The 22,259-nt window shown below is 67.3% G+C and carries 18 protein-coding genes; 11 read left to right on the forward strand and 7 right to left on the reverse strand.

Going from position 1 to position 22,259, the window contains the following annotated elements; translation table 11 throughout:
* Nucleotides 1-31 precede the first annotated feature (31 nt).
* Nucleotides 32-1,036, forward strand: a complete 1,005-nt coding sequence (locus ACLJOO_RS09530; protein WP_410786500.1) for a methyltransferase — start codon at nucleotides 32-34, stop codon at nucleotides 1,034-1,036.
* A 27-nt stretch (nucleotides 1,037-1,063) separates the two neighbouring features.
* Nucleotides 1,064-1,561, forward strand: coding sequence for a hypothetical protein (locus tag ACLJOO_RS09535; RefSeq protein ID WP_410786501.1), 498 nt, complete (start codon nucleotides 1,064-1,066; stop codon nucleotides 1,559-1,561).
* Nucleotides 1,562-1,573: 12 nt separating this feature from the next.
* Here ACLJOO_RS09535 and ACLJOO_RS09540 read toward each other — a convergent pair whose 3' ends face one another.
* Complete coding sequence (locus ACLJOO_RS09540; protein ID WP_410786502.1) at nucleotides 1,574-2,404, reverse strand: SDR family NAD(P)-dependent oxidoreductase; 831 nt, start codon at nucleotides 2,402-2,404, stop codon at nucleotides 1,574-1,576.
* Nucleotides 2,405-2,515: 111 nt separating this feature from the next.
* On the opposite strand from ACLJOO_RS09540, the gene ACLJOO_RS09545 reads away from it, so the two are divergent.
* Nucleotides 2,516-3,064 carry a helix-turn-helix transcriptional regulator gene (locus ACLJOO_RS09545; RefSeq protein ID WP_410786503.1) on the forward strand — a complete coding sequence of 183 codons (549 nt, stop codon included), beginning with the start codon at nucleotides 2,516-2,518 and terminating at the stop codon, nucleotides 3,062-3,064.
* Nucleotides 3,065-3,258: 194 nt separating this feature from the next.
* Here ACLJOO_RS09545 and ACLJOO_RS09550 read toward each other — a convergent pair whose 3' ends face one another.
* The gene (locus tag ACLJOO_RS09550; RefSeq protein ID WP_410786504.1) at nucleotides 3,259-6,108 is read right to left on the reverse strand and encodes a M36 family metallopeptidase; all 2,850 of its coding nucleotides are present in this window, start codon (nucleotides 6,106-6,108) and stop codon (nucleotides 3,259-3,261) included.
* 279 nt (nucleotides 6,109-6,387) lie between these two features.
* The gene (locus tag ACLJOO_RS09555; protein ID WP_410786505.1) at nucleotides 6,388-7,599 is read right to left on the reverse strand and encodes a hypothetical protein; all 1,212 of its coding nucleotides are present in this window, start codon (nucleotides 7,597-7,599) and stop codon (nucleotides 6,388-6,390) included.
* Nucleotides 7,600-7,969: 370 nt separating this feature from the next.
* On the opposite strand from ACLJOO_RS09555, the gene ACLJOO_RS09560 reads away from it, so the two are divergent.
* Entirely contained in the window at nucleotides 7,970-10,453 is a 2,484-nt protein-coding gene (locus tag ACLJOO_RS09560; protein WP_410786506.1) for a GH116 family glycosyl-hydrolase, read from the forward strand.
* Between the two features lie 16 nt (nucleotides 10,454-10,469).
* On the forward strand, nucleotides 10,470-10,955 hold the full coding sequence (locus ACLJOO_RS09565) for a hypothetical protein (protein WP_410786507.1): 486 nt from the start codon (nucleotides 10,470-10,472) through the stop codon (nucleotides 10,953-10,955).
* A 46-nt stretch (nucleotides 10,956-11,001) separates the two neighbouring features.
* Here ACLJOO_RS09565 and ACLJOO_RS09570 read toward each other — a convergent pair whose 3' ends face one another.
* Nucleotides 11,002-11,379 carry a DUF779 domain-containing protein gene (locus ACLJOO_RS09570; protein WP_410786508.1) on the reverse strand — a complete coding sequence of 126 codons (378 nt, stop codon included), beginning with the start codon at nucleotides 11,377-11,379 and terminating at the stop codon, nucleotides 11,002-11,004.
* 4 nt (nucleotides 11,380-11,383) lie between these two features.
* Complete coding sequence (gene adh, locus ACLJOO_RS09575) at nucleotides 11,384-12,907, reverse strand: aldehyde dehydrogenase (RefSeq protein WP_410786509.1); 1,524 nt, start codon at nucleotides 12,905-12,907, stop codon at nucleotides 11,384-11,386.
* Between the two features lie 83 nt (nucleotides 12,908-12,990).
* Here adh and ACLJOO_RS09580 point away from each other — a divergent pair, with 83 nt between their 5' ends.
* The gene (locus tag ACLJOO_RS09580) at nucleotides 12,991-14,442 is read left to right on the forward strand and encodes a GAF domain-containing protein (RefSeq protein WP_410786510.1); all 1,452 of its coding nucleotides are present in this window, start codon (nucleotides 12,991-12,993) and stop codon (nucleotides 14,440-14,442) included.
* Between the two features lies 1 nt (nucleotide 14,443).
* Here ACLJOO_RS09580 and ACLJOO_RS09585 read toward each other — a convergent pair whose 3' ends face one another.
* Nucleotides 14,444-14,971: a hypothetical protein gene (locus ACLJOO_RS09585; protein ID WP_410786511.1), complete on the reverse strand. Its 528-nt coding sequence runs from the start codon at nucleotides 14,969-14,971 to the stop codon at nucleotides 14,444-14,446.
* Nucleotides 14,972-15,160: 189 nt separating this feature from the next.
* Between ACLJOO_RS09585 and ACLJOO_RS09590 the strand changes: the two genes are divergently transcribed.
* From ACLJOO_RS09590 to ACLJOO_RS09610, 5 genes are all read left to right on the forward strand, one after another.
* Entirely contained in the window at nucleotides 15,161-17,329 is a 2,169-nt protein-coding gene (locus tag ACLJOO_RS09590) for a (Fe-S)-binding protein (RefSeq protein ID WP_410786512.1), read from the forward strand.
* 87 nt (nucleotides 17,330-17,416) lie between these two features.
* On the forward strand, nucleotides 17,417-18,214 hold the full coding sequence (locus ACLJOO_RS09595; RefSeq protein WP_410786513.1) for a hypothetical protein: 798 nt from the start codon (nucleotides 17,417-17,419) through the stop codon (nucleotides 18,212-18,214).
* Nucleotides 18,215-18,311: 97 nt separating this feature from the next.
* Complete coding sequence (locus ACLJOO_RS09600; RefSeq protein WP_410786514.1) at nucleotides 18,312-19,883, forward strand: alkaline phosphatase D family protein; 1,572 nt, start codon at nucleotides 18,312-18,314, stop codon at nucleotides 19,881-19,883.
* Nucleotides 19,880-20,746 (forward strand): hypothetical protein, encoded by an 867-nt coding sequence (locus ACLJOO_RS09605; RefSeq protein ID WP_410786515.1) that lies wholly within the window; start codon nucleotides 19,880-19,882, stop codon nucleotides 20,744-20,746. The genes ACLJOO_RS09600 and ACLJOO_RS09605 overlap by 4 nt, the downstream gene beginning before the upstream one ends.
* Nucleotides 20,747-20,762: 16 nt before the next feature.
* Nucleotides 20,763-21,725, forward strand: coding sequence for a phosphotransferase (locus tag ACLJOO_RS09610; RefSeq protein ID WP_410786516.1), 963 nt, complete (start codon nucleotides 20,763-20,765; stop codon nucleotides 21,723-21,725).
* Here the strand turns inward: ACLJOO_RS09610 and ACLJOO_RS09615 are convergent.
* Entirely contained in the window at nucleotides 21,717-22,253 is a 537-nt protein-coding gene (locus tag ACLJOO_RS09615) for a hypothetical protein (protein ID WP_410786517.1), read from the reverse strand. The two genes, ACLJOO_RS09610 and ACLJOO_RS09615, sit on opposite strands and share 9 nt — an antisense overlap.
* Nucleotides 22,254-22,259: the final 6 nt, after the last annotated feature.

Raw genomic sequence — 22,259 nt, forward strand, 5'->3', positions numbered from 1 at the left:
ACGGATGGGAACGCGCTCCTACGGTGCGGTCATGACCACCGACACCGCTTCCGCTCCCACGCTCGCCCACGAGACCGTCTGGTCACTGACCAACGCCGCCATTCCGGCGCATTGCCTGCAGCTGGTCGCCGACCTCGGGGTGGCCGACCAGGTAGAGGGGGAGACCGACATCGCCGCGCTGGCCGAGCGTTGCGCGGTGGACCCCGACTCGCTCGACCGTGTGCTCAGGCTGCTGGTCAGCCACGGAGTCTTCACGCGCCGCGGGTCGACGTACAGCCATAACGACGCGTCCGCGCTGCTCCGCGCCGACCACCCCAGGTCGATGCGCGCGTTCGCGCAGATGATGGGCCTTGCGGTCTTCGGCGAGACCTTCGCCCGGCTCCGTCACACGCTCGCGACTGGCGCACCGGCGATCGAGAGCGTCTCCCCGGGCGGCCTATGGACCTACCTGCGGTCCCACCCGGAACAGGCCGAGACCTTCAACCGGGCCATGGAGGCGAAGGCCCAGGCCGACATCGGCGCCGTGCTGTCCGCCTACGACTTCCAGCCGTTCGCCACGGTCGCGGACATCGCGGGCGGGCGCGGTCACCTGCTGCGGGCCGTCCTCGATGCGGCTCCGGATGCGCGGGGCATCCTGTTCGAGCTGCCCGGCGTGGTGGACTCGTTGCCGGAGCCCGGCCCGGGCCTCAGCTACCACCGCGGCGACTTCTTCGTGGACCCCTTGCCGCGTGCCGACTGCTACGTGCTGATGGAAATCATCCACGACTGGGACGACGCCGAGGCGACCACGATCCTGCGCGCGATCCGCAGTGCAGCCTCGCCCGGTGCGACCGTGCTGATCGTCGAGGGCATCCGCGACGATGACGTCGACGACCCGCGCGCGGCCACGCTCGACGTGATCATGCTGGCGGTCACCGGGGGCCGTGAGCGTGCTCCGGCGCAACTCGGCGTACTCCTCGGCGACGCCGGGTTCCGCACCACCACCGTCATCGAGACCGCCGGCGCCATGCGGGTGCTCGAGGCCGTGGCGGTCTGACCACATCTACCGACTCGAGGAGGAGTCATGGCAACCGAATCTGCGGCCGGTGTCCGCCTCGTACCACCGCCCCCACGCTGGGTGCTGCGGACGATGAACCACGTGATGCGGCCGCTGCTCGCCTCATCGCTCGGCAGGCGAATGGACGGCGTCATGTTGCTGGAGTTCCAGGGCCGGCGTTCGGGCCGCACGATCCGGGTCCCCGTCAACCTGAACCGCGTGGACGGGGTCTTGATGGCCTTCACCGAGGGGCCGTGGCGGCACAACTTCGCGACCCGGATTCCCTTAACTGTGACCTACCGCGGCCGGACGCACCACACCCACGGCACGCTCGTGCGCCTCACCCCGGAGGAGATGGGTGCGGCCGTCCGCAAGTCGCTGGACAGCGGTGGCTCGGCGCAGCGGATGGGGATCCGCAGTCCGAAAGGGCACGAGCCGACCGCCGCCGAACTTGCCGCACTGGGTGCGGCCCTGGGCAGGTGCGTCATCCGCCTCGAGCTGGAGTCTGCGTCCCTCGACGAATGACCGGGACAGTGCTCAGGGTTTGATGCCGTTCAGTCCCACAGCACCGGCGAGCACGCGATCCCTCAACCCCGCTGGGAGTTTCGGGAGGATTCCACCGAGCGTGCGGGCCTCGGCGACGGCGTACCGGCGCTTGGGGCGGCCGGCTTCTACCGCTCGGACGATGGCCTCGGCGACTTTCTCCACCGGCCCCGGCTTGAACCGGCCCATCGCCTTCTCGTAGGCGGCCAGGTGCGCCTGGTAAAGATTCACGCGCGACGGGTCGGTGTGCTGCATCGCTGCGTCCGCGGCTGCTCCGGCACGCGCGAAGATCTCCGTCGCGGTCGTCCCGGGCTCGATCACGACGACCGGGATCTTCCATGCCGCCAACTCGAGCCGCAGTGCATTCGACATCGCCTCGAGCCCGGCCTTGCTCGCCGACAACGCACCGAGCATCGGCATCGCAACCCGTCCCGTCGGCGCGCTGACGTTCACTATCCGTCCACGCGCACTGCGAATCAGCGGCAGGAACTCGCGGATGACCGACGCCGGACCCAGCGTGTTGACCTCCAGCTGGCGTTGCCACTCGTCTGCCGGGACCAGTTCGAGTGGGCCCTGCACGATCACGCCGGCGTTGTTGATCACCGCCCACAACCCGTCGACCTCACCCGCGACCCGCTTGGCCGCCGCCGCGACGCTCTCCGGATCCGTCACATCCAACGGCAGCACGCGCACCTCCGGCCCGAAATCAGCCCGTCCGCGCGCCCCGGCGTACACCGTGAAGCCGCGCTGTCGCAGCAGCCCGACCGTCGCCGTACCGATGCCGCCGGTCGATCCGGTGACGAGAACCGCTCGCCCCTCCGCCATATCGACTCCCTCTGAGATGTTCTCTAGGACATGTCCCTAGGGACATATATGAGAATGCACATGTCCGTGGGGACATGTCAAGATGGCGTACGACGTCAGCGAGGAGGCGGTATGTCGTTGCGGCACGGGCTGCTCGGGCTGCTCGCCGAGGGGCCGGCCAGCGGGTATGACCTGGCTCGGCGGTTCACCGAGGTACTCGGTTCGATCTGGCCGGCGCAGCACCCGAAGATCTACGCCGAGCTGAACAAGCTCGCCGTCGAAGGGCTGGTCGAGGTCGAGAGCGAGGGACCGCGGCGGCGGAAGGCGTACCGGATCACCGATGCCGGTGTGGCGGAGGTGAAGCGCTGGCTGACCGAGGTCGACGTCGACCACACCATGCGGCTGCAGCCGCTGCTGCGGTCACTGTTCTTCTGGATGATGGACACCGACGAACTGCAGCGGCACCTCGAGTCGGAAGCGCAGTACTACCGCCAACTGGCCGACCAGTACCGCGACTACGCCGCCCGCAAAGACCGCGGCGAATTCGGCTACAGCGAACAGACCCAGTCCATGCGCGTCACCATCGAAGCAGGCGTCCGCCTCTACACAGCCCTGGCCGACTGGGCCGACTGGGCCCAAACAGTTCCCCCCGCCAACCCCACCCCACCCCCCAAAACCTGACCCGCCCACGCCGGCAGGCGGATACGCGAGTGGATATCCCCTCGCGTTGTGGGTTCTCCCCTCGTACACCAGCAGAGAACCCACCACGCCAGGGGATATCCACTCGTACGGCGAGTGCGTGGTGGGCGGGGGTGGGATGCCGGAAGGCCGGTCGAGTGGGTGCTCGGCCGGCCTTCGCGGGGGGGGTGCTGCGGTTACTTGGTGCCGAAGACCTGGAGTTCGGTCATGTCGGTGTACTGGCAGCCGCCGAAGGCACCGGCGGGGCAGTTCGTTTCGAAGTCCGGGACCTGCGGGCTGAGCATCCAGAACCGCACGTACTGGACACCGGTGGCGTTTCCGGTCGGGCTGACCAGGTTGTACTTGCCCCGGTTCGTGGCGTCGAACGTGCCCTCCGCCGCGGTCGCCCAGGTGGTGCCGTCGGCCGAGGTCTCGATCCGGTACTTGCCGGTCGAGGCGCTGCCCGGGTCACCGCAGGTGTTCGACGGGTCGACGTTGAAGGCGCTGATGTTGACCTTCGCCGGCAGCTTCACGTCGATGTGCTTGTCGATCATCTTATTGGTCGGCGTGCCGTTGTCGTCGCCGGTTGTGCTGCCCCAGCCGGTGCCCTGGGCGTTGTCGATCGCGCCCGCGGGGCCACAGTTGAAGGAGCTGAGGTCCGGACCGTTGAAGTCGGCGACCGTACCGCCGCCGGACGACGCCGCCCAGTTGCGACGCGGGACGAAGTTCGCCTGCGTGTTCGGGGCGACCTTGACCGACTGGACGATCAGCTCGTAGCCCGGAGCGGACACGACGACCTTCGGGTAGGTGCCTGGGGCAACACCCGTGATGGTGTACTTGCCGGTCGCGTCGGTCGAGCCGGCGTAGTCACCTGCGTACCCGGAGGAGTGACCACCGACGTACACGAGCGCACCGGCCACCGGAGCACCGGTGTCCTTGTCCTTCACGATTCCGCTGAGCGTGGTGGTGGCACCCGTCGGCGGCTTGTGGAAGTCCTCGGCCGGGAAGGCGTCGCCACCGTCGACGACACCGGCGTACCAGCCCATGCCGCGGTTGGCGAACACGGTCCAGATGACGTCGGCGTTCTTGCCGCCGCTGGCAACCAGGTCGGCCTGGACGATCGCGTTGCGCATGTCGAGCATCGTCGGGTCGGCCGGCGACAGCTCCATCGCGCGGGTGATGATGCTCAGCGCGTAGGCGCGACCGAAGCGCTCACGCAGGTCCCACAGCGTCTGCGCCCAGACCTCACCGGACGCGTGCACCTCGGGCGCACCGCCGATGGTCGGGAAGTCGCCGTACGTGTAGCCGCCCTTCGAGCCGTCCGGCTGGACGCAGTTCGGGCTGACCGCCTTCACGCGGCAGTCGATCGCCTGGGTCCGGAACAGCTCGCCGTGCGTGACGTACTTGCCCTCGAGGACCTCACCCGCGGCGGTGGTGTCCTTCTCCAGGCCGTGCGAGACCAGGTAGTCCATCGCGTAGAAGTCGCTCCACGCCTCGCCCATCGAGCCGGCCTGGATGCTGTTCAGCGTCGAGTTGCCGGTCGCGTCGACGACCAGGCGGTTCGACAGACCGTGGGTGTACTCGTGGTACAGGATGCTGGCGTCGTTGCCCGAGCTGCTCGGCACGTAGCCGTCCTGCTCGTCGGTCGCGCCGGCCTGGTGGAACAGGTACATCTGCATGGTCGGCGGGGTGCCGTCCGGCGGGGTGGACATGTTCGCGTTGTCGACGTGGTTGGCGTCCGGGCCGCCGTTCGCGGCGGTGGCCGCGCCGTCCAGCGCGTTCAGCTGCACCGGGTCGCCGCCCGACGCGTCGAACGAACCGGCCGCCGGGGTGAAGCTGATCGGCGCCTTCGCCAGCCAGTCGTGGAAGTTGCTGGCCAGGTAGAACGCGTTGGTGACGTCCTGGTTCATGTTCGTCTTCCAGGAGTCCGGCTTGGCCGGGTCCCAGGTGCAGATGAACGAGGTCGAGCAGAACGACGAGCTCTGGAACGGGGTCAGCTTGTACTCGGCGCCGGTCTTGGTGCCGGGCACCTTGACCGTCTCACCGGCGTTCGGCTTGTTGTCGTCGTTGACGTCTGCGAAGGCGGCGACCGACGTACCCTCCAGGAGGGTCTTGGCGTTCTTCGGCAGCCACTTGTTGTAGATCAGGTTCTCGACCCGCTGCGTGCCGCCCTTCGCGGCGCCCGGGTAGTAGTCCTGCACCAGCGCGTCGCCGTTGCCCTCGCTGACCAGGTCCTTGCGGTACAGCGTGGCACCGGTCTGGGCGTCGACGACGTGGCTGTAGATCTTGGTGCCACCGGAGTTGGTGTAGGTCAGCCAGCCCTTGCGGAGCCCGTCGGCGGTGTGGAACCACACCTGCTTGGCGGTGTCGCCGTTGCTCCACTTGGTGCTCACGCCGGACGTGGTCGCGGTCGCGGTCTTCGTCGTACCGCCCGCGTCCTGGATCGCGGCGCTGCGGGCGCCGGCGGCGGTGACCTTCGGCTCCGCGGCGGCGGACCGGGTCTGCGCGGCGGTGGCGAGGCCGGAGACCGGCGAGCCCATCACCGAGATCAGCTGGCCGTTCTTGGTGACGTTGGCCTTCAGGCCGTTGCCGAACACCTCGACGCCGTCGACGACCTGCGACCAGAAGACGTGGTGGGTGCCGAGATCGTCGACGTAGTCCTTGCGCAGCTTCAGCGTGCCGAGGTCGGCGTCGGACAGCTTGAAGATCTCCGGGTGCGCCTTCACGTAGCCGAGGGCAACGTCCGTGGCCTTCTTCGCGCTCTTGCCGGTGAGGAAGCCGTTCAGCTTGGTGACCTGGGCCGGCGTACCGGTGTTCGGGTCGACCGAGACGACGCCCTGGGCGCCGAGTGAGTCGCGGAACTTCTTCGCGGCGGCCGTTTCCTTGCCTTCGACCTTCGCGGAGCGGGCATAGGTGGTGCGGGCGTTCGGCGTCCGGGCGTCGAAGTTGCCCTTGCGGTCCTTGGCTGCACTCTGCTCGGCCTGCGCGGGCTTCTTGCCCTCGGCACCGGAGTTCTGAGCAGCGTCCGCGCCACCGCCGGCCGTCATGGCCAGCACAGTGGCGGCCGCGGAGACGGCTGAGACTGCTATGAGCCCCCGCCCTCTGCGTGATGTTGTCACAGAAAATCTCCATCAAGTTCGTGTTCGCGGGTCGCCCTCCACGCCCCGTCTCCGGGGGCCGACCCTAAGCCTGCGGAAGGGTCCGGGGAAGAGAAATCACCGGAATGTCGCGGAGTCGAGGGTTGTCCTTCGTGCTCGGAACAGTACCGCTAGTGACCGGAAGGTTGCACGTAGCCACGGACCGGTCACTAGCGGTATCTCAAAAGGTCAGAACGCCGCGGCGCCGTTCGGCGTACCGAGGCCGGTCGGACCGTCCCAACCGGCGCGGGCGTTGCACCACTGGGTTGTCGGGCAGGTGCCGTTGCTGCCGCTCGTCACGTCGAACAGCGAGCCTGGGTGGGCGTACGGCAACGCGTTCGCGTACCCGGCCGTGTTGCCGGACAGCGCGTAGACCGACGCGATGATCGGCGCGGCCTCACTCGTACCGCCGAACTGCGCCCAGGTCGACGCCGTCTTGCTCGTCGGGTAGTAGATCGCCATACCGCCCTTGGACGGGTCGGCGGCCGCGGAGACGTCCGCCATCGCGCGCTTCGAGCAGCCGGTGCTGAACGACGCGGCACCCGGCAGTGCGGTGTTGTACGTCGAGCAGCCCGAGCCGGCGCCGTCCCAGACGCTCTCGCTCCAACCGCGAGTGTTGCTAGCGGCAACCAACGACGTACCGCCGACGGCCGTCGTGTACGACGAGGACGCCGGGTAGCTGCCGCCCTGGTAGCCGTCGTCACCGGTGGAGGCGGTGACCGCGATACCCGGGTGGTTGTAGTAGCTGCCGTACGTCGCGTCGGACGCGTCGCCACCGCCGTAGCTGTTGGAGATGGCAACGACTCCCGCCTGCTTGGACGCCGTCACGACTGCGGCGCCGAGGTCGGCGAAGCTCGCCGACTTGGCCTGTACGACGATGATCTTGGCGTCCGGCGCCGCGGCCGAGACCGCGTCGACGTCGAGCGCCTGCTCGCCGGCCCAGCCCACGTTGAAGTTCGGCAGCGTCGTACCGCCGGTCTGGTTGATGATCTTCAGGCAGCCGTTGGCCGTCGTACACGCGGAAAGGCCGAACTGCGAGCGGTAGACGCCGAGGTCGCGCTCCAGGTTCGGGTACCCGTAGGCGTCGACGATCGCGACCGTCCGGCCACCGGCGCTGAGACCGTTCAGCTTATAGGCGTCGCGCAGGCCGCTCGGGGTCAGACCGGTTGCCGGCGGTGCGGTGGCGGCCGGCGTCCGGCCGTCCGGGCTCACCAGTTTCACCGCGTTGCAACTCGCGGTGTGCTTGGCCTTCGCGTCCGAGCAGACGCGGGCGGCGTGTTTGCCGGCGGTGTAGGGGGACGGGGCCGCGGTAGCGCCCGACGCCGTCAGTGCTTGGGCGGTCAGTCCTGCGACGGCCAGTGCGCCGACACCCAGGGCGGACACGAGAATCCGTTGCCTCAACTGGACTCCTCGAGGTTGGGCAGGCCTCCGCACGCGGGTCCCGTTGGGCCGGAGGGCGGAGGCCGGCTTGATTTGGGGGTGTTGGCATCGTGCGTCCGCCGGAGCACCGGAAGCCAGCGATCGGACCGCTGACAAATGTCATGGGCGGACCCATGACAACCACCCCGGCTGGACCGGAATTCGCGCGTGATCAGGGCGCTACCGAGGGTGCGTCGGGTGGTGAAGGTTTCCCCCTGAGTTTCCTCAGACCCGACCCTTGACACGGTTTCAGCCTTCCCGACTATGCTGCCGAGATCTCGGAGCAATCGATTTCCTCCTCGAGGCTCCGTCAGGTGGCGTTGTTCGCCTGCCGGTACATGGACGGAGAAACATGCACTACACCGGTGAGAACCTTCGACACTTCGCACTGCCGCTGGGAGGTCTCGGCACCGGCACCGTAGCGCTGGCCGGCAACGGCGCGCTGCGGCAGTGGCAGCTGCACAACATCGGCAACCACGAAGGACATGTGCCGGACAGCTTCTTCGCGCTCCGCCTCTCCCAGGTCGAGCCGCCGCTCGACGAGATCCGCCTCCTGCAGGGTCCGCCGCTGGAACCCACCGACACCCCGCTGGTCACCGATGACGTGGTGCCGGCGGGCGAGCGGCGACTGCACGATGTCATCCCGTCGATCGGTACGACGAAGGTGACCGCCACCTATCCCCGCGCGCATGTGGAGTACGAGACGGATCTGCCGATCGAGATCAGCCTGGACGTGTTCAACCCGTTGGTGCCATCGGATGCCGCGGCCAGCTCGCAGCCGGTCGTCGGGTTCACGTTCACGCTGCACAACCCGGGCGAGATCGCGGTGCACGGCAAGCTGGCCGGTGCGCTGCAGAACTCGGTCGGGTGGGACGGTGTCTCCCCGATCGACGGCACAGCCTGCAGCTCGTACGGCGGCAACACGAACCGCGTTCGCCGGACCGGGAGCGCGGACGGCTGGACCTCTCTCGTCCTCGAGAACACCACACTGCCCATCGACCACCCCGGCGCTGGGCAACTGGAGCTTTCCGCAGACACGGTTGATTCGCTCGTTCACCCGCAATGGACCCGGCCCGAGGAGTTCGTTGCCTTTCTCAACGGTCCCGTGACACCGGTGAGCGGGTCGAGCGCGCCTGGGACAACGTGGAACGGCGGGGTGGCCGTCCCGTTCAACCTCCAACCGGGTGCGACGATCCAGGTCCGATTCCTGATCGCGTGGCACTTCCCGAACCGATATGTCGACTTCAACCAGTTCGGCCCGCACCCGGAGTACGGTCACACCCGCTTCTGGCTCGGCAACGCGTACACCCGTCGTACGCCGGACGCGGTCGCCGCAGCCGACCACGTCATCGAGCACTGGTCCGAGCTGGAAACACTGACGACTGCCTGGACGAAGGCGTTCGAGGAGAGCAGCCTGCCTGGCGAGGCCGGTGCACGGCTAGCAGCGCTAGCGGCCGACGTACGGAGCCCAACCGTGTTCCAGACCGCGGACGGCGACGTACTGGGGTTCGAAGGCGTTCTCGGTGCGTCCACCGCGATGTGGGGCGGCCGGTACGGCGGCTCGTGTCCGCTCAACTGCACGCACGTGTGGAACTACGAGCAGACGCTGTCGCGCCTCTTCCCGTCGCTGGAGCAGAACATGCGTGACACGGAGTACGACGTCATGCAGGCACCGGAGGGGTATATCCCGCACCGCGTACGCGCACCGCTCTACGTGAAGCAACTGTGGGACGTGGTGATCGGCGGACCGGAAGAGCCGGCACTGGACGGGATGCTGGGCAGTGTGTTGAAGACGTACCGCGAGGTGCGCCACGGCGCCGGTCTGGACTGGCTGAGGCGACGCTGGCCTCAGGTGGTCCGGTTGCTCGACCACATCCACAGCAAGTGGCTGCGGGACGGCGTACTGCGTGGCATCCAGCCCAGTACGCACGACATCGACCTGTGTGGCGTCAACTCGTTCATGGGCACGCTCTGGCTCGCTGCATTGCGTGCGGCGGAGGAGATGGCGCTACTGCTCGGTGAGGACGCCAAGCAGTACCGCAGCCTGTTCGACACGGGCAGCACGGCGTACGACGAACTGCTGTTCACAGGCGAGTACTACCGGCAGGTACTGGACCCGGACGAGACCCGTGACTTCCAGTGGGGTGATGGTTGTCTGGCCGACCAGTTGATCGGGCAGTGGTGGGCACATCAGCTTGACCTCGGTTACGTGCTTCCGGAGGACCACGTGCGTACGGCGCTGCGCAACGTCGTACGGCACAACCTGCGGACCGGTTTCCGCGACTTCGACCACCCGTACCGCGTGTTCGCCGACGGAGACGACACCGGGCTCCTCATGTGCACCTGGCCGCACGGCGGTCGCCCCGACGTCCCCACGCGCTACTGCGACGAGGTCTGGACCGGCTCGGAGTACCAGGTCGCCGCCCACTGCCTGTACGAAGGCCTCACCGACGAGGCCATGTCCATCCTCCAAGGCCTCTGGACCAGGTACGACGGCACCCGCCGCAACCCCTTCAACCCGATCGAATGCGGCGACCACTACATCCGCAACGCCGCCGGCTGGTCCGTCCTGGAAGCCCTCACCGGCTACCACCACAACGCCCTCACCAAAACCATCACCTTCGCCCCACTCGACGTGGCCCGCTCGTCCGACACCTGGAGCACCCCCTTCGTCACCAATACCGGCTGGGCCACCGCCACCCACACCGCAACCACCCTCACCATCACCTGCAAAGCCGGCCACCTCGACCTCCGAGCAGTCCACGTCGACGGCACGGCGTACCCGATCGACACCCCGATCCACCCCGGAAAACCCTTGGTGATCACAACAACCTGACGCCTACCGTCGAGGCATGTCTCTCGTCGACCGAGCCCAGGCGTTGCAGGCCGAGGCCCAGCAACTCTTCACCCAACTGGACCTCGGCAGCGCCTTCCCGTGGGAGCCCGTGCTGATCGGGAGTGCGCTGTCGGGGTTGATGGTGGACCGCGACCTCGACGTCATGTTCGACGCACCGGATGCGACCACCGCCACCATCCTCACTGGCGTCACCACCCTCGCCCGACACGTAGAACTCGAGGCAGTCGACTTCCGAGACGAACGAGCCGACCGACGCCCCACACCAGCAATCACGGACGAGCGGTTCTACGCGGTGCTGCACACCGATACCTGGAAGATCGATCTGACCTTCTGGCTGCATGTGGTGGAGCGGCCGCATGTGGCTGACGCGTTGCGGTTGCGGGATGCGACCGACGAGCAGCGGCGGCGGATCCTGGAGTTGAAGGACGGGGACAGCGACCGGGACAGTTCCGCGATCTACGCCGCCGTACTCGGGACATAGAAGAGTGCCGGCCGCCCGGCAACGCCACCGGACGGTCGGCACTCGCTTAGAGGAGTCCTAGTTCTGCGGACTCTTTGTCGGTGAAGAGGCGGGAGCGGATCAGGAAGCGGACGCCTTCGGGGGCTTCCACCGAGAAGCCGCTGCCTCGGCCTTTCACCACGTCGACGGTGAGTTGGGTGTGTTTCCAGTACTCGTACTGGTTCGCGGACATCCAGAAGCCGATCGGATCGTCTACCCCGTCGACGACCAGATCACCGAGGTGCACGTCCGCCGACCCCGTTCTGAATTCCCCGTCCGGGTAGCACATCGGCGAGCTGCCGTCGCAGCAGCCACCGGACTGGTGGAACATCAGCGGACCGTGCATCCCGGTGAGGCGGCGGAGCCAGTCCGCCGCCTCGTCGGTGAGCATCACCTTGTCGACCATGCGCTCAGAAGAACCCCAGCTTGGAGGGGCTGTAGCTGACCAGCAGGTTCTTGGTCTGCTGGTAGTGGTCGAGCATCATCTTGTGGTTCTCCCGGCCGATGCCGGAGTTCTTGTACCCGCCGAACGCCGCGTGCGCGGGGTACGCGTGGTAGTTGTTCGTCCAGACCCGCCCGGCCTGGATCTCCCGGCCGGCCCGGTACGCCGTGTTGATGTCCCGCGACCAGACGCCCGCCCCGAGTCCGTACAGCGTGTCGTTGGCGATCTTCATCGCGTCGGCGTAGTCGTCGAACCTGGTCACCGCGACGACCGGACCGAAGATCTCCTCCTGGAAGATCCGCATCTTGTTGTCGCCCTCGAAGACCGTCGGCTGGATGTAGTACCCACCGCTCAGGTCGCCGTCGAGCTCGGCGCGCGCTCCGCCGGTGACCACGCGAGCGCCCTCGGCGCGACCGATCTCGATGTAGGCGAGGATCTTCTCGTACTGGTCGTTGCTGGCCTGCGCGCCCATCATCGTGTCGGTGTCGAGCGGGTTGCCGAGCTTGATCGCCTGCGTCCGGGCCACCGCGTCGTCGAGGAAGGAGTCGTAGATGGACGACTGGATCAGCGCCCGCGAAGGGCAGGTGCACACCTCGCCCTGGTTCAGCGCGAACATCGTGAAGCCCTCGAGCGCCTTGTCGTAGAAGTCGTCCCGGGACGACGCGACGTCGGCGAAGAACACGTTCGGGCTCTTGCCGCCGAGCTCGAGGGTTACCGGGATGATGTTCTCGGACGCGTACTGCATGATCAGCCGGCCGGTCGTGGTCTCACCAGTGAACGCGACCTTGGCGACTCTGTTGCTCGAGGCAAGCGGTTTGCCGGCCTCGACGCCGAACCCGTTGACGACGTTCAGCACACCCGGCGGCAGCAGGTCGTGGATCAGTTCGATCAGCACGTGGATCGAGGCCGGGGTCTGCTCGGCCGGCTTGAGTACGACGGCGTTGCCGGCCGCCAGCGCGGGCGCCAGCTTCCAGACCGCCATCAGGATCGGGAAGTTCCACGGGATGATCTGCGCGACGACGCCGAGCGGCTCGTGGAAGTGGTAGGCGATCGTGTCGTCGTCGATCACCGACACCGAGCCCTCCTGGGCCCGCAGCGCGCCGGCGAAGTACCGGAAGTGGTCGATCGCCAGCGGCAGGTCGGCGGCCAGCGTCTCGCGGACGGCCTTGCCGTTGTCCCAGGACTCGGCGACCGCGAGCAGTTCGAGGTTGGCCTCGATCCGGTCGGCGATCTTGTTCAGGATGTTGGCCCGCTCGGCCGGTGACGTCCGTCCCCAGCCCGGCGCGGCACCGTGGGCGGCGTCGAGGGCGCGCTCGACGTCGTCCGCCGTACCGCGAGCGATCTCGGTGAAGTTCTCACCGGTGACCGGAGTGGGGTTCTCGAAGTACGCACCCTTGACCGGCGGCACCCACTCGCCGCCGATGTAGTGCTCGTAGCGCGACTTGTACGTGACCGGGCTGCCATCCTGCCCCGGAGCTGCGAAGATCGTCATTGGTTCTCCTTCGGATACCCGACGTTGAACCGAAGGTAGGAGAATGAACGTTGCACCGACGTTGCAGCGCGGAGTGAGGCGGCATGGACCCAGCGGATCAGGCCCGCCGGTTGAGTGAGATGTACGACGAGGTGCTCGGCGGCGGCCGGGCCACCGGCGACCCGCGCCCGCTGGTCGCCGCTTCCTGGGAGCGCTCTCTCGCGGCCGCGGTGGATCCCGAGCTGGACGCGCCGCCGGTGATCGTCGACCCGGACGTGGTCGCGGCGCTCCGCGAGAACCACCCGCTGCAGGCTGTCCTTCCGGTGCTCCGGCAGACGCTGACCACGATCGCCGACGAGGCGTCGCACATCATGATCATCACCGACGCCCAGGGGACGATCCTGTGGCGCGAGGGTTCGTCGGAGGTGAAACGCCAGGCCGACCGGATCGCGCTGTCCGAGGGTGCGGTCTGGTCGGAGGAGAAGATCGGGACGAACGGCATGGGTACGTCGCTCGCCGTCGGCCAACCGGTCCAGATCCACTCGGCCGAACACCTGGTCCGCCGGATCCACGAATGGACCTGTGCCGCCGCGCCGGTCCACGATCCCGACACCGGCAAGCTGCTCGGCGCGGTCGACGTCTCCGGACCGCTGCGCACGGTCCACCCCGCGATGGTCGCCCTGGTGACCGCGGCGGCGCAGCTCGCCGAGGGACAGCTGAAGGTCCGGATGGCCGCCGCCGACGAGATGCTGCGCGCCCGCAACATGCGGCACCTGATGGCGCTCGGCGATGCGCCCGGCGCCTTGCTGACCCCGACGGGTCGTGTGCTCGCGGTCCAGCCGCTCGAATGGTTGCCCGACCGCCTCGTCGTACCGGACGGCGCCGACCGCATCGACCTCGGCGACGGCCGGGAAGGATTGGTGGAGCGTCTCGACGAGGGCTTCCTGCTTCGCATGCCCGGTACGCCGGTACGCCGTACGCGACCGTCGTTGCGGTTGAAGCTGCTCGGTTCGGGGCAGCCGACCGCGGTCGTCGGCGGCCGCGAGATCGCGCTGACGTTGCGGCGCGCCGAAGTACTCGCACTGTTATTACTGCAGCCGACCGGACTCACGGCCGAGCAGCTGATGCTCCAGTTGTACGGCGACGAGGGCAACCCGACCACGGTGCGCGCCGAGATGCACCGGCTGCGGAACCTGCTCGGCGGCGGAGTCCTCGACACCAAGCCGTACCGCATCATCGCGGACGTCACCGGCGACGTGACCGAAGTACAGGCAGCCCTCCGCAGCGGCGACCTGCGGACGGCCCTCGAGCTGTACGCCGGTCCGCTGCTCGCCCGCTCCGACGCCCCGGCACTGCGCTCCGAACGCGACGAACTCGACGCCACCCTCCGCCGCGCGACGCTCGACGCGCGCAACGCCGACCTGCTGTGGCAGTTCGCGCAGACCAGCACCGGCGCCGAGGACCTGGAAATCTTCGAGGCCCTCGCCGCCGGCCTGCCGACGGACGACCCGCGCCGCGCCGCCGTCTCCGCCCGCCTCACCAGACTGCTCGACTGACTTACTCGCGGCCGACGAGGATCCACATGTAGTCGCGGTTCTTGGTCGGGAACGTGGCGGTCTTGTTGCTGACTTCCTTGGTCTTCTTGCAGTCGCTGGTGGTGTACTTCCAGCGCACCACCTGGACCCGCCAGGACTGCTTGAGCTGGTGCAGACGGCGTACCTTGCCGGCCGGTACCTCAGCCGTATACGACCAGCTGTCGGTGACCGCGTGGGACTTCCCGACCGTCTTGGAGTACTTGTTCTGGATCTCGGCGATCACCAGCGGGATGCTCACCCCGAGGTCACCGGACCAGGACGAGTTCGACTCCGAGGTGGCGGTCTTCTGGTAGGTGATCCGGCCCGGACCCTCCATCCAGTCGCTGTAGAGGTTCGTGCCGACGTACACCTCGTGACCGCCGCGTTCGTACCAGTAGACCGCTTTGGTGTCGCACTTCTTGGCCGCGGCCGGTGCCGCATTCGCGGCGGCCGGCACCACCAGACCGGTCGCGATCAGTACTCCAGCAGCGATTCCCCGACGAAGACGCATGGTTCTCTCCCACCGAAACCGATTGACAGGTACTGCGGTTGCAGTGGTTGGAAATTTACGGATTGGTCTACTTCGGGCGCAACGAACCTTCTGTAACGCTGTGTGTCGATTTCGTGACAGCCGAATTGGCGGCGTGACGAGGCCTACACAGACATGACTGACGGGTAACCGACCAATAACATCGCTGGTATGCAGATCCTCGCCATCGTCGTCTCGCTCGCGATCGCCGCTGTCGGTGTCGCGTTGTTCGGCAAGACGATCGGGCACATCGTGTCCGTCATCAAGCTGGGCCAGCCGGTCAGCCGGACCGACCAGCCCGGCCAGCGCTCCGTCACGCTCGCCAAGGAGACGCTTCTCCACACCCGGATGCTGCAGTGGAGCCATATCGGCGTCCTGCACTGGTTCGTCGCGTTCGGTTTCATCGGGCTGTTCCTCAGCCTGGTGACGGCGTTCGGGCAGTTGTTCGACCCGCACTGGGTGCTGCCGGTGATCGGTCACTGGTTCGTGTTCGAGTGGGTCAGCGAGTTCCTCACCTGGACCGGCCTGGTGTCGATCATCGGGCTGATGGCGATCCGGTTGCGCAACCTGCCACGAGGCTCCGAGGGGCGTTACAGCCGGTTCTTCGGGTCGCGAGCCTGGCAGGCGTACTACGTCGAGTACACGATCCTCGGCGTACTGATCTGCATCCTGCTGCTCCGCGGCCTCGAGTACGAGCTCGGCGGCGGGACCAAGTTCCACTTCCCCAGCACGTTCTTCGTCGGCACCGGTCTGTTCGGCGGCCTGTCCGAGCACGCGCTGGAGAACACGGTCTACCTGGTCGCGATGGTCAAGATCCTGATCTCGTTCGCGTGGATGATCACGATCTCGCTGAACGCGACGATGGGCGTGGCCTGGCACCGGTTCACCGCCTGGCCGAATATCTGGTTCAAGCGCAAGGCCGACGGCGGTACGGCGCTCGGCGCGCTGCAGCCGATCATGGTCAACGGTGCCCCGATCGACTTCGAGAACATCGACGAACTCGACGAGGACGCGGCTCTCGGGGTCGGCAAGGTCGAGGACTTCACCTGGAAGGGCCTGCTCGACTTCACCACCTGCACCGAGTGCGGGCGATGCCAGTCGCAGTGCCCGGCGTGGAACACCGACAAGCCGCTGTCGCCGAAGCTGATCATGATGGGTCTGCGCGAGCACGCGTACGCCAAGGCGCCGTACCTGCTCGCCGCCGATGACGACACCCGCAAGTCGCTGCCGGAGCTCGTCCTCGCCGAGCAGGAGAAGCCGTTGGTCGGACCCGCGGACGTCGCGGTCATCGACGAGGAGGCGCTGTGGGCGTGCACCTCGTGCGGTGCGTGCGTGCAGCAGTGCCCGGTCGACATCGAGCACGTCGACGCGATCATGGACATGCGCCGGTACCAGGTGCTGATCGAGTCGTCGTTCCCCTCCGAGCTCAACGGGCTGTTCAAGGGCCTGGAGAACAAGGGCAACCCGTGGAACATGAACCCGTCCGGCCGGATGGACTGGGCCAAGGACCTGCCGTTCGAGGTGAAGCAGGTCGGTTCGGACGTCGAGTCGCTGGACGAGGTCGAGTACCTGTTCTGGGTCGGCTGCGCCGGCGCGTTCGAGGACCGCGCGAAGAAGACCACGCAGGCAGTCGCCGAACTGCTGAACATCGCGGGTGTGAGCTTCGCCGTACTGGGTGATGGTGAGACGTGTACGGGCGACCCGGCGCGGCGGTCCGGCAACGAGTTCGTGTTCCAGCAGCTGGCGATGCAGAACGCCGAGGTCTTCAAGGAGACAGGAGTGCGTAAGGTCGTCTCCACCTGCGCGCACTGCTTCAACACGCTGAAGAACGAGTACTCCCAGCTCGGCGTCGAGCTCGACGTCATCCACCACACGCAGCTGCTGAACCGGCTGGTCCGCGACGGCAAGCTGACCCCGGTCGCGCCGGCCGACAGTTCGCTCAACGGCCAGAAGATCACGTACCACGACCCGTGCTACCTCGGCCGCCACAACCAGGTGTACGACGCCCCGCGCGAGCTGCTCGACATCATCCCGGGCGCGGAGTACGCCGAGATGCCGCGGAACCAGACGAAGTCGTTCTGCTGCGGCGCCGGCGGCGCGCGGATGTGGATGGAGGAGAAGCTCGGCACCCGCATCAACCTGAACCGCACCACCGAGGCGGTCGAGACCGGCGCCGACAAGATCGCCACCGGCTGCCCATTCTGCCGGGTGATGCTGTCCGACGGCCTCACCGCCAAGCAGGCCGACGGATCGGCCCGCGAGTCGGTCGAGGTCCAGGATGTCGCTCAGCTCCTGCTCGCTTCTGTACGGCGCAGTTCGGGGTTGGGTGGCGAAAGCTGACCTGCAACTAGCTGCAAACCTCTTCCTCCTCAGGTGGTCCAGACCATAAGATCCACCGTCTGCATCATCTGGGGAGGAAAACGCATCATGAAGTTCCGCGCCGCCGTGGCCACCGCAGCCGCCGTACCACTCGCCCTCGGCCTGGCCGCCTGCGGCGGAGAGCCGAAGGCCACCGGCTACAAGCCGACGACTCCGGCCACCACAACTGCCGCACCCAAGCCGGTCGCCACCAACACTGCGCCGGCCAAGCCCGCGCCGGTCGCCCACCTGAACCGCGTGACGTTCGTCCCGGCGATGACGTCGGCGGTCAGCAAGCAGAAGGCCTGGCACACGGTCGGCACGGTCACCGCCAACGGCTCGACCCTGATGACGATGGACGGCGTCCAGACCACGAACCCCGTCGCGATGTCCATGGAGATGTCCGGAGCGGCATTCCAGGGCAAGACCGCGAAGATCGTCGTGATCGGCAAGACCGCCTACCTCTCGATCCCTGGGCTCACGCCGGCGGGCAAGTACAAGAAGGTCGCGTCCGGCCTGAACGACCAGCTGACCGAGCTGATCGAAGGCGGCGACCCGACCAAGATCTACAAGTCCTTCGACAAGAGCATGGTCGACCTCAAGTTCGTCCGCACCGAGACGATCGGCGGGCAGCAGCTCGACCGGTACGCCGTGACGGTGAACACCGCGAAGGCGCTGGCCCTCCAGGGCAAGAAGGTCCCGGCCCAGTTGCCGAAGACACTGACCTACTCGATGTGGCTGGACAAGGCTCACCTGGTCCGGCGGATGACGTTCGACCTCAGCGGCGTCTCGATGGTGATGAACATGACCGACTACAACAAGCCGGTGAACATCACCGCGCCGCCGGCGAGCAGGATCGTGAAATAGGCCGGAATCGGTCATTTTCCCACCCCGTTGTGTGAACTTCTCGTAATCTCCCGTTACGGATGTGATCACCTCAGGATGATCGGGTGGGTGGGTGCCGATGCCGACTACACGACGCAACTTCCTTACCGTCAGCGGAGCAGCGGCGGCGCTCGCGCTGAGCGGCAGTCTTCCGGAGATCAAGACGGCCGCAGCGGGCTGGACCGGCCGGGTGGACCGGCGGGATCCGTTCACGCTCGGTGTCGCGTCCGGCGATCCGTTGCCGGACGCGGTGGTGATCTGGACCCGGCTGGCCCCCGATCCACTCGCGCCGTTCGGCGGGATGGATCGGCGGCCGGTCGAGGTGCAGTGGCAGGTCGCGGAGGACGAGCGGTTCCGCCGGATCGTCCGCTCCGGCACGGCCCGGACCGGACCCGAGGCGAGTCACTCGGTGCACGTCGACGTACGCGGACTGCAGCCTTGGCGGCACTACTGGTACCGCTTCCGCGTGAACGGGCAGCTCAGCCCGGTCGGGCGGACCAAGACCGCGCCGGCGTACAACGCTGTCGTTCCTGAACTGTCGTTGGCGTTCGCGTCCTGCCAGGCGTGGTGGGAAGGCTGGTACACGGCGTACGCCGATATGGCGAAGCGCGACCACGACGTGGTGTTCTTCCTCGGCGACTACATCTACGAGTTCGGCATCGACCGCGGCATCCGGCCGCATTCGAACGAGCCGTACATCACCCAGCAGACCGTGACGCTGGACGAGTACCGGCAGCGGTACGCGGCGTACAAGCTGGATCCCGATCTGCAGAGCGCGCACGCAAGCGCGCCGTGGATCGTGACGCTCGACGACCACGAGGTGGTCGACAACTGGGCCGACGAGGCGCATCCGAGTGCGCCGCCGGCGCAGTTCCGGGTACGCCGGGCCAACGCGTTCCGCGCGTACTGGGAACACATGCCGCTGCGGCTCGCGCAACTGCCGAAGGGGCCGGACATGCAGCTGTACCGGCGGATCCGGTACGGGCGGCTCGCGGAGTTCAACGTGCTCGACACGCGCCAGTACAGATCGGACCAGGCGTACGGCGACGGCACCAAAGCGCCCGGCCCGGAGACCAAAGACCCGGCGCGCACGATCACCGGTGACGCGCAGGAGAAGTGGCTGCTCGACGGATGGGCCGCGTCGCAAACGCGCTGGAACGTGCTGGCGCACCAGACCGCGATCGCTCGGCTGGACACGAAGGACGGGCCGGATGTACTGGTCCCGATGGACACCTGGGACGGGTACGAGGCGTCGCGGAACCGGATCCTCGGCGGCGCGGCGCAGCGCAAGGTCCGCAACCTGGTGTCGATCGCGGGCGACCTGCACCGCAGCGTGGCGTCGGACCTGAAACTGGACTTCAACGACCCCGCGTCGGCGACGGTCGGCGCCGAGTTCGTCGGTACGTCGATCACGTCCGGGATCGACGGTCAGGACCTCGACGCCGGCGGCGCGACCCTGCTGCGGGAGAACCCGCACATGAAGTTCGGCAACTTCCAGCGCGGGTACGTCAGCTGCTCCATCACGCCGCAGCGATGGATCTCCGACTACCGCGTCGTCGACAAGGTGTCCGTCCAGGGCGGCACCGTGAGCACTCGCGCCAAACTCCTCGTCGAGGACGGCCGCCCCGGCATCGCGGAGGTACAGAAATGAGGATCCCCCGACAGACCGTCGTCGCGGCCGGCACGCTCGTCGCCGCCGCCCTGCTCGGCTCCAGCTCGATGCCTGCGGCAACCTCCCCTGGGACGACGCCCGCCGTGGCGGTGAGCGTCGCGCCGGCACAACTCAGCGTGGTCGGACTCCCGTGCTTCCCCGGTACGCTCAACCTGACGATGACCAACAACGGCAGCCAGGACCGGTACGCCGACCTGACGCTCGAGCCGACCGGCCCACTGCAACTGTCCCGGACCCTGTTCTCGTCGTGGCTGCCCGCACTCGATCCCGACCAGCCCGTGACCGCGCCGGTCGAGGTCCGCGTACCGCGCCACACCAAGCCCGGTCCGTACAAGATCGGCGTCGAGGTCGACCGTACGCGGGTGAACGTCCCGGTGACCGTCGAGCCGCTGCCGTCGAAGGGCCCCGGCGACAACCTCGCGCTCGGCGAGCAGGCGACGGCGTCGTCGACCCACGGCAACTTCACCCTCTGCGGCGCCGTCGACGGCGACAAGGACCCGGAGCACTGGGACACGCTGACCGGCTGGAACGACGGCACCCGCGCGGTCTTCCCCGACACGTACGACGTCGCCCTGTCGGTGCCTGCCACGGTGAACCGGGTGGAGCTCTACACACTCGACTCGGTCAAGTACCCGGCCCGGCTCAACGGCCTCCGCGACTGGGACGTCCAGGCGAAGGTGGGCGGCGCGTGGCAGACCGTCGCCCAGGTCCGCGGCAACACCCTGGGCCACGTCACCTCCACCTTTGACCCGGTCCAGGCGGAAGCTGTACGCATCCTCTGCCTCGACGGCAACGACCACACGTACTCGCGCATCGTCGAACTCGAGGTCTACGGAACCTAGGTCAACCATTTGAACCATGCCTCGTTCAGAAGAAGTCGCGCGCGCATTCGATCTGGGCACACCGGACGGCGCCCTCATCCATGTCCGACGCGGCGACGCGGACACCTGGCGACTCGACACCTCAACCGGAAGCTACTTCGTCAAGGGGTACTTTCCTGCCACGGATGTGCACCAGATGGCGGTCGCGATGGCATTCGAGCGTCAGGCACTCGCGTCCGGCGTGGCCATGCCGGAACCGATCACGCCGGCCGATCCTCTCCTCGGTTGGGTAGCCCGCATCGACGATCGTCTGTTTCGGGTCTACCGATGGATCGAGCAATCTCAGCCCGACCAGGACGTCTCGGCCTGGCTCGGCCGGACGATGGCGCAGGTCCATCAGCTGCAGCCGCTCGGTCGGGTCGGCTTGCCTGAGTGGTGGCGGCAAGCGATCCATTCGCCGGGGACCTGGGAGGACTGGTTCGCCAGCGCCCGGGACCGTGACGCCGCATGGGCATTGGGACGTGACAGCCTTCCGCACATCCTCGCGGTCAGCGCACGGATCGCGGAACTCTGCGACGCCGTACCGGACCTCGTGACAACGCACGGCGACTTCAAGACCCACAATATCGTCACGTCTCCAACCGGCCCCGTTCTGGTGGACTGGGACAGCGTCCGAACCGACAGCGCAGCCCTCGAGGCGGGCCGGTCGGCGTACCTCTTCGGAGGCGGCGAACCCAAGCAGATCAAGAGAATCCTCACCGCGTACGTCGCAGCAGGCGGCGAACTCGGATGGGCCGGGGCGGATCTCTTCCTCAGTGTGGCGAGAAATGTCATCCAGGTTCTCGGCGAGCACATCCGCGTCTCACTCGGAGAGACCACCGCAGCCCGATGGATGGGCGACCGCACGACGATCGAGACCGCCATCGGCACCACTCTGCGAGACCTTCCCGGCAAACTCGACCAATTGCACCGAGCAACGCAAACGATCGATTTACTCTGAGCTGTCCAGCAGACCGAAGTGGCGCAAGGTGCGCCCAGCCACCTCATGCGACCCAAGCCTGCTGGTGTCGATGATCAATTCATCCAGATCCGCAGCCTCAAGGCGCGCAGCAATCTCGTCGCAACGCTCCAGATGCCACTCCAACGCCGTCCTCTGGCTGGCGCTGTACCGCCCCCGCAGTCGTTTCCTGGTGACCTCGGCATCAGCAGTCAGCCGAACCATCCGAACAGGCAGCTCAACCGCGGCCGCATAACGCTCCCGAGCATCCGGGGTACTGATCACTCCACACATCACCAACTGCCGCGGCCCCGCCGACCGATAACACGTCCAGACCGCGGCGATGTTGTGCGCCTCGATCAGAGCATTGTCCGGATCAGCAGGCGGCCAGGAGCGGTGGAACCAATCGACGTCCATCAGGCTGAACGGCCTGCCCGCATTCGCAAGCAGATCCCCAACATGCTCGAGCGTCGACGACTTCCCGACGCCGTACCCACCGTTCAGAAAGATCGCGTAACCGGACTGCGGCACGGTGAA

It is taken from the genome of Kribbella sp. C-35 (assembly GCF_046549195.1).
Classification (GTDB): domain Bacteria; phylum Actinomycetota; class Actinomycetes; order Propionibacteriales; family Kribbellaceae; genus Kribbella.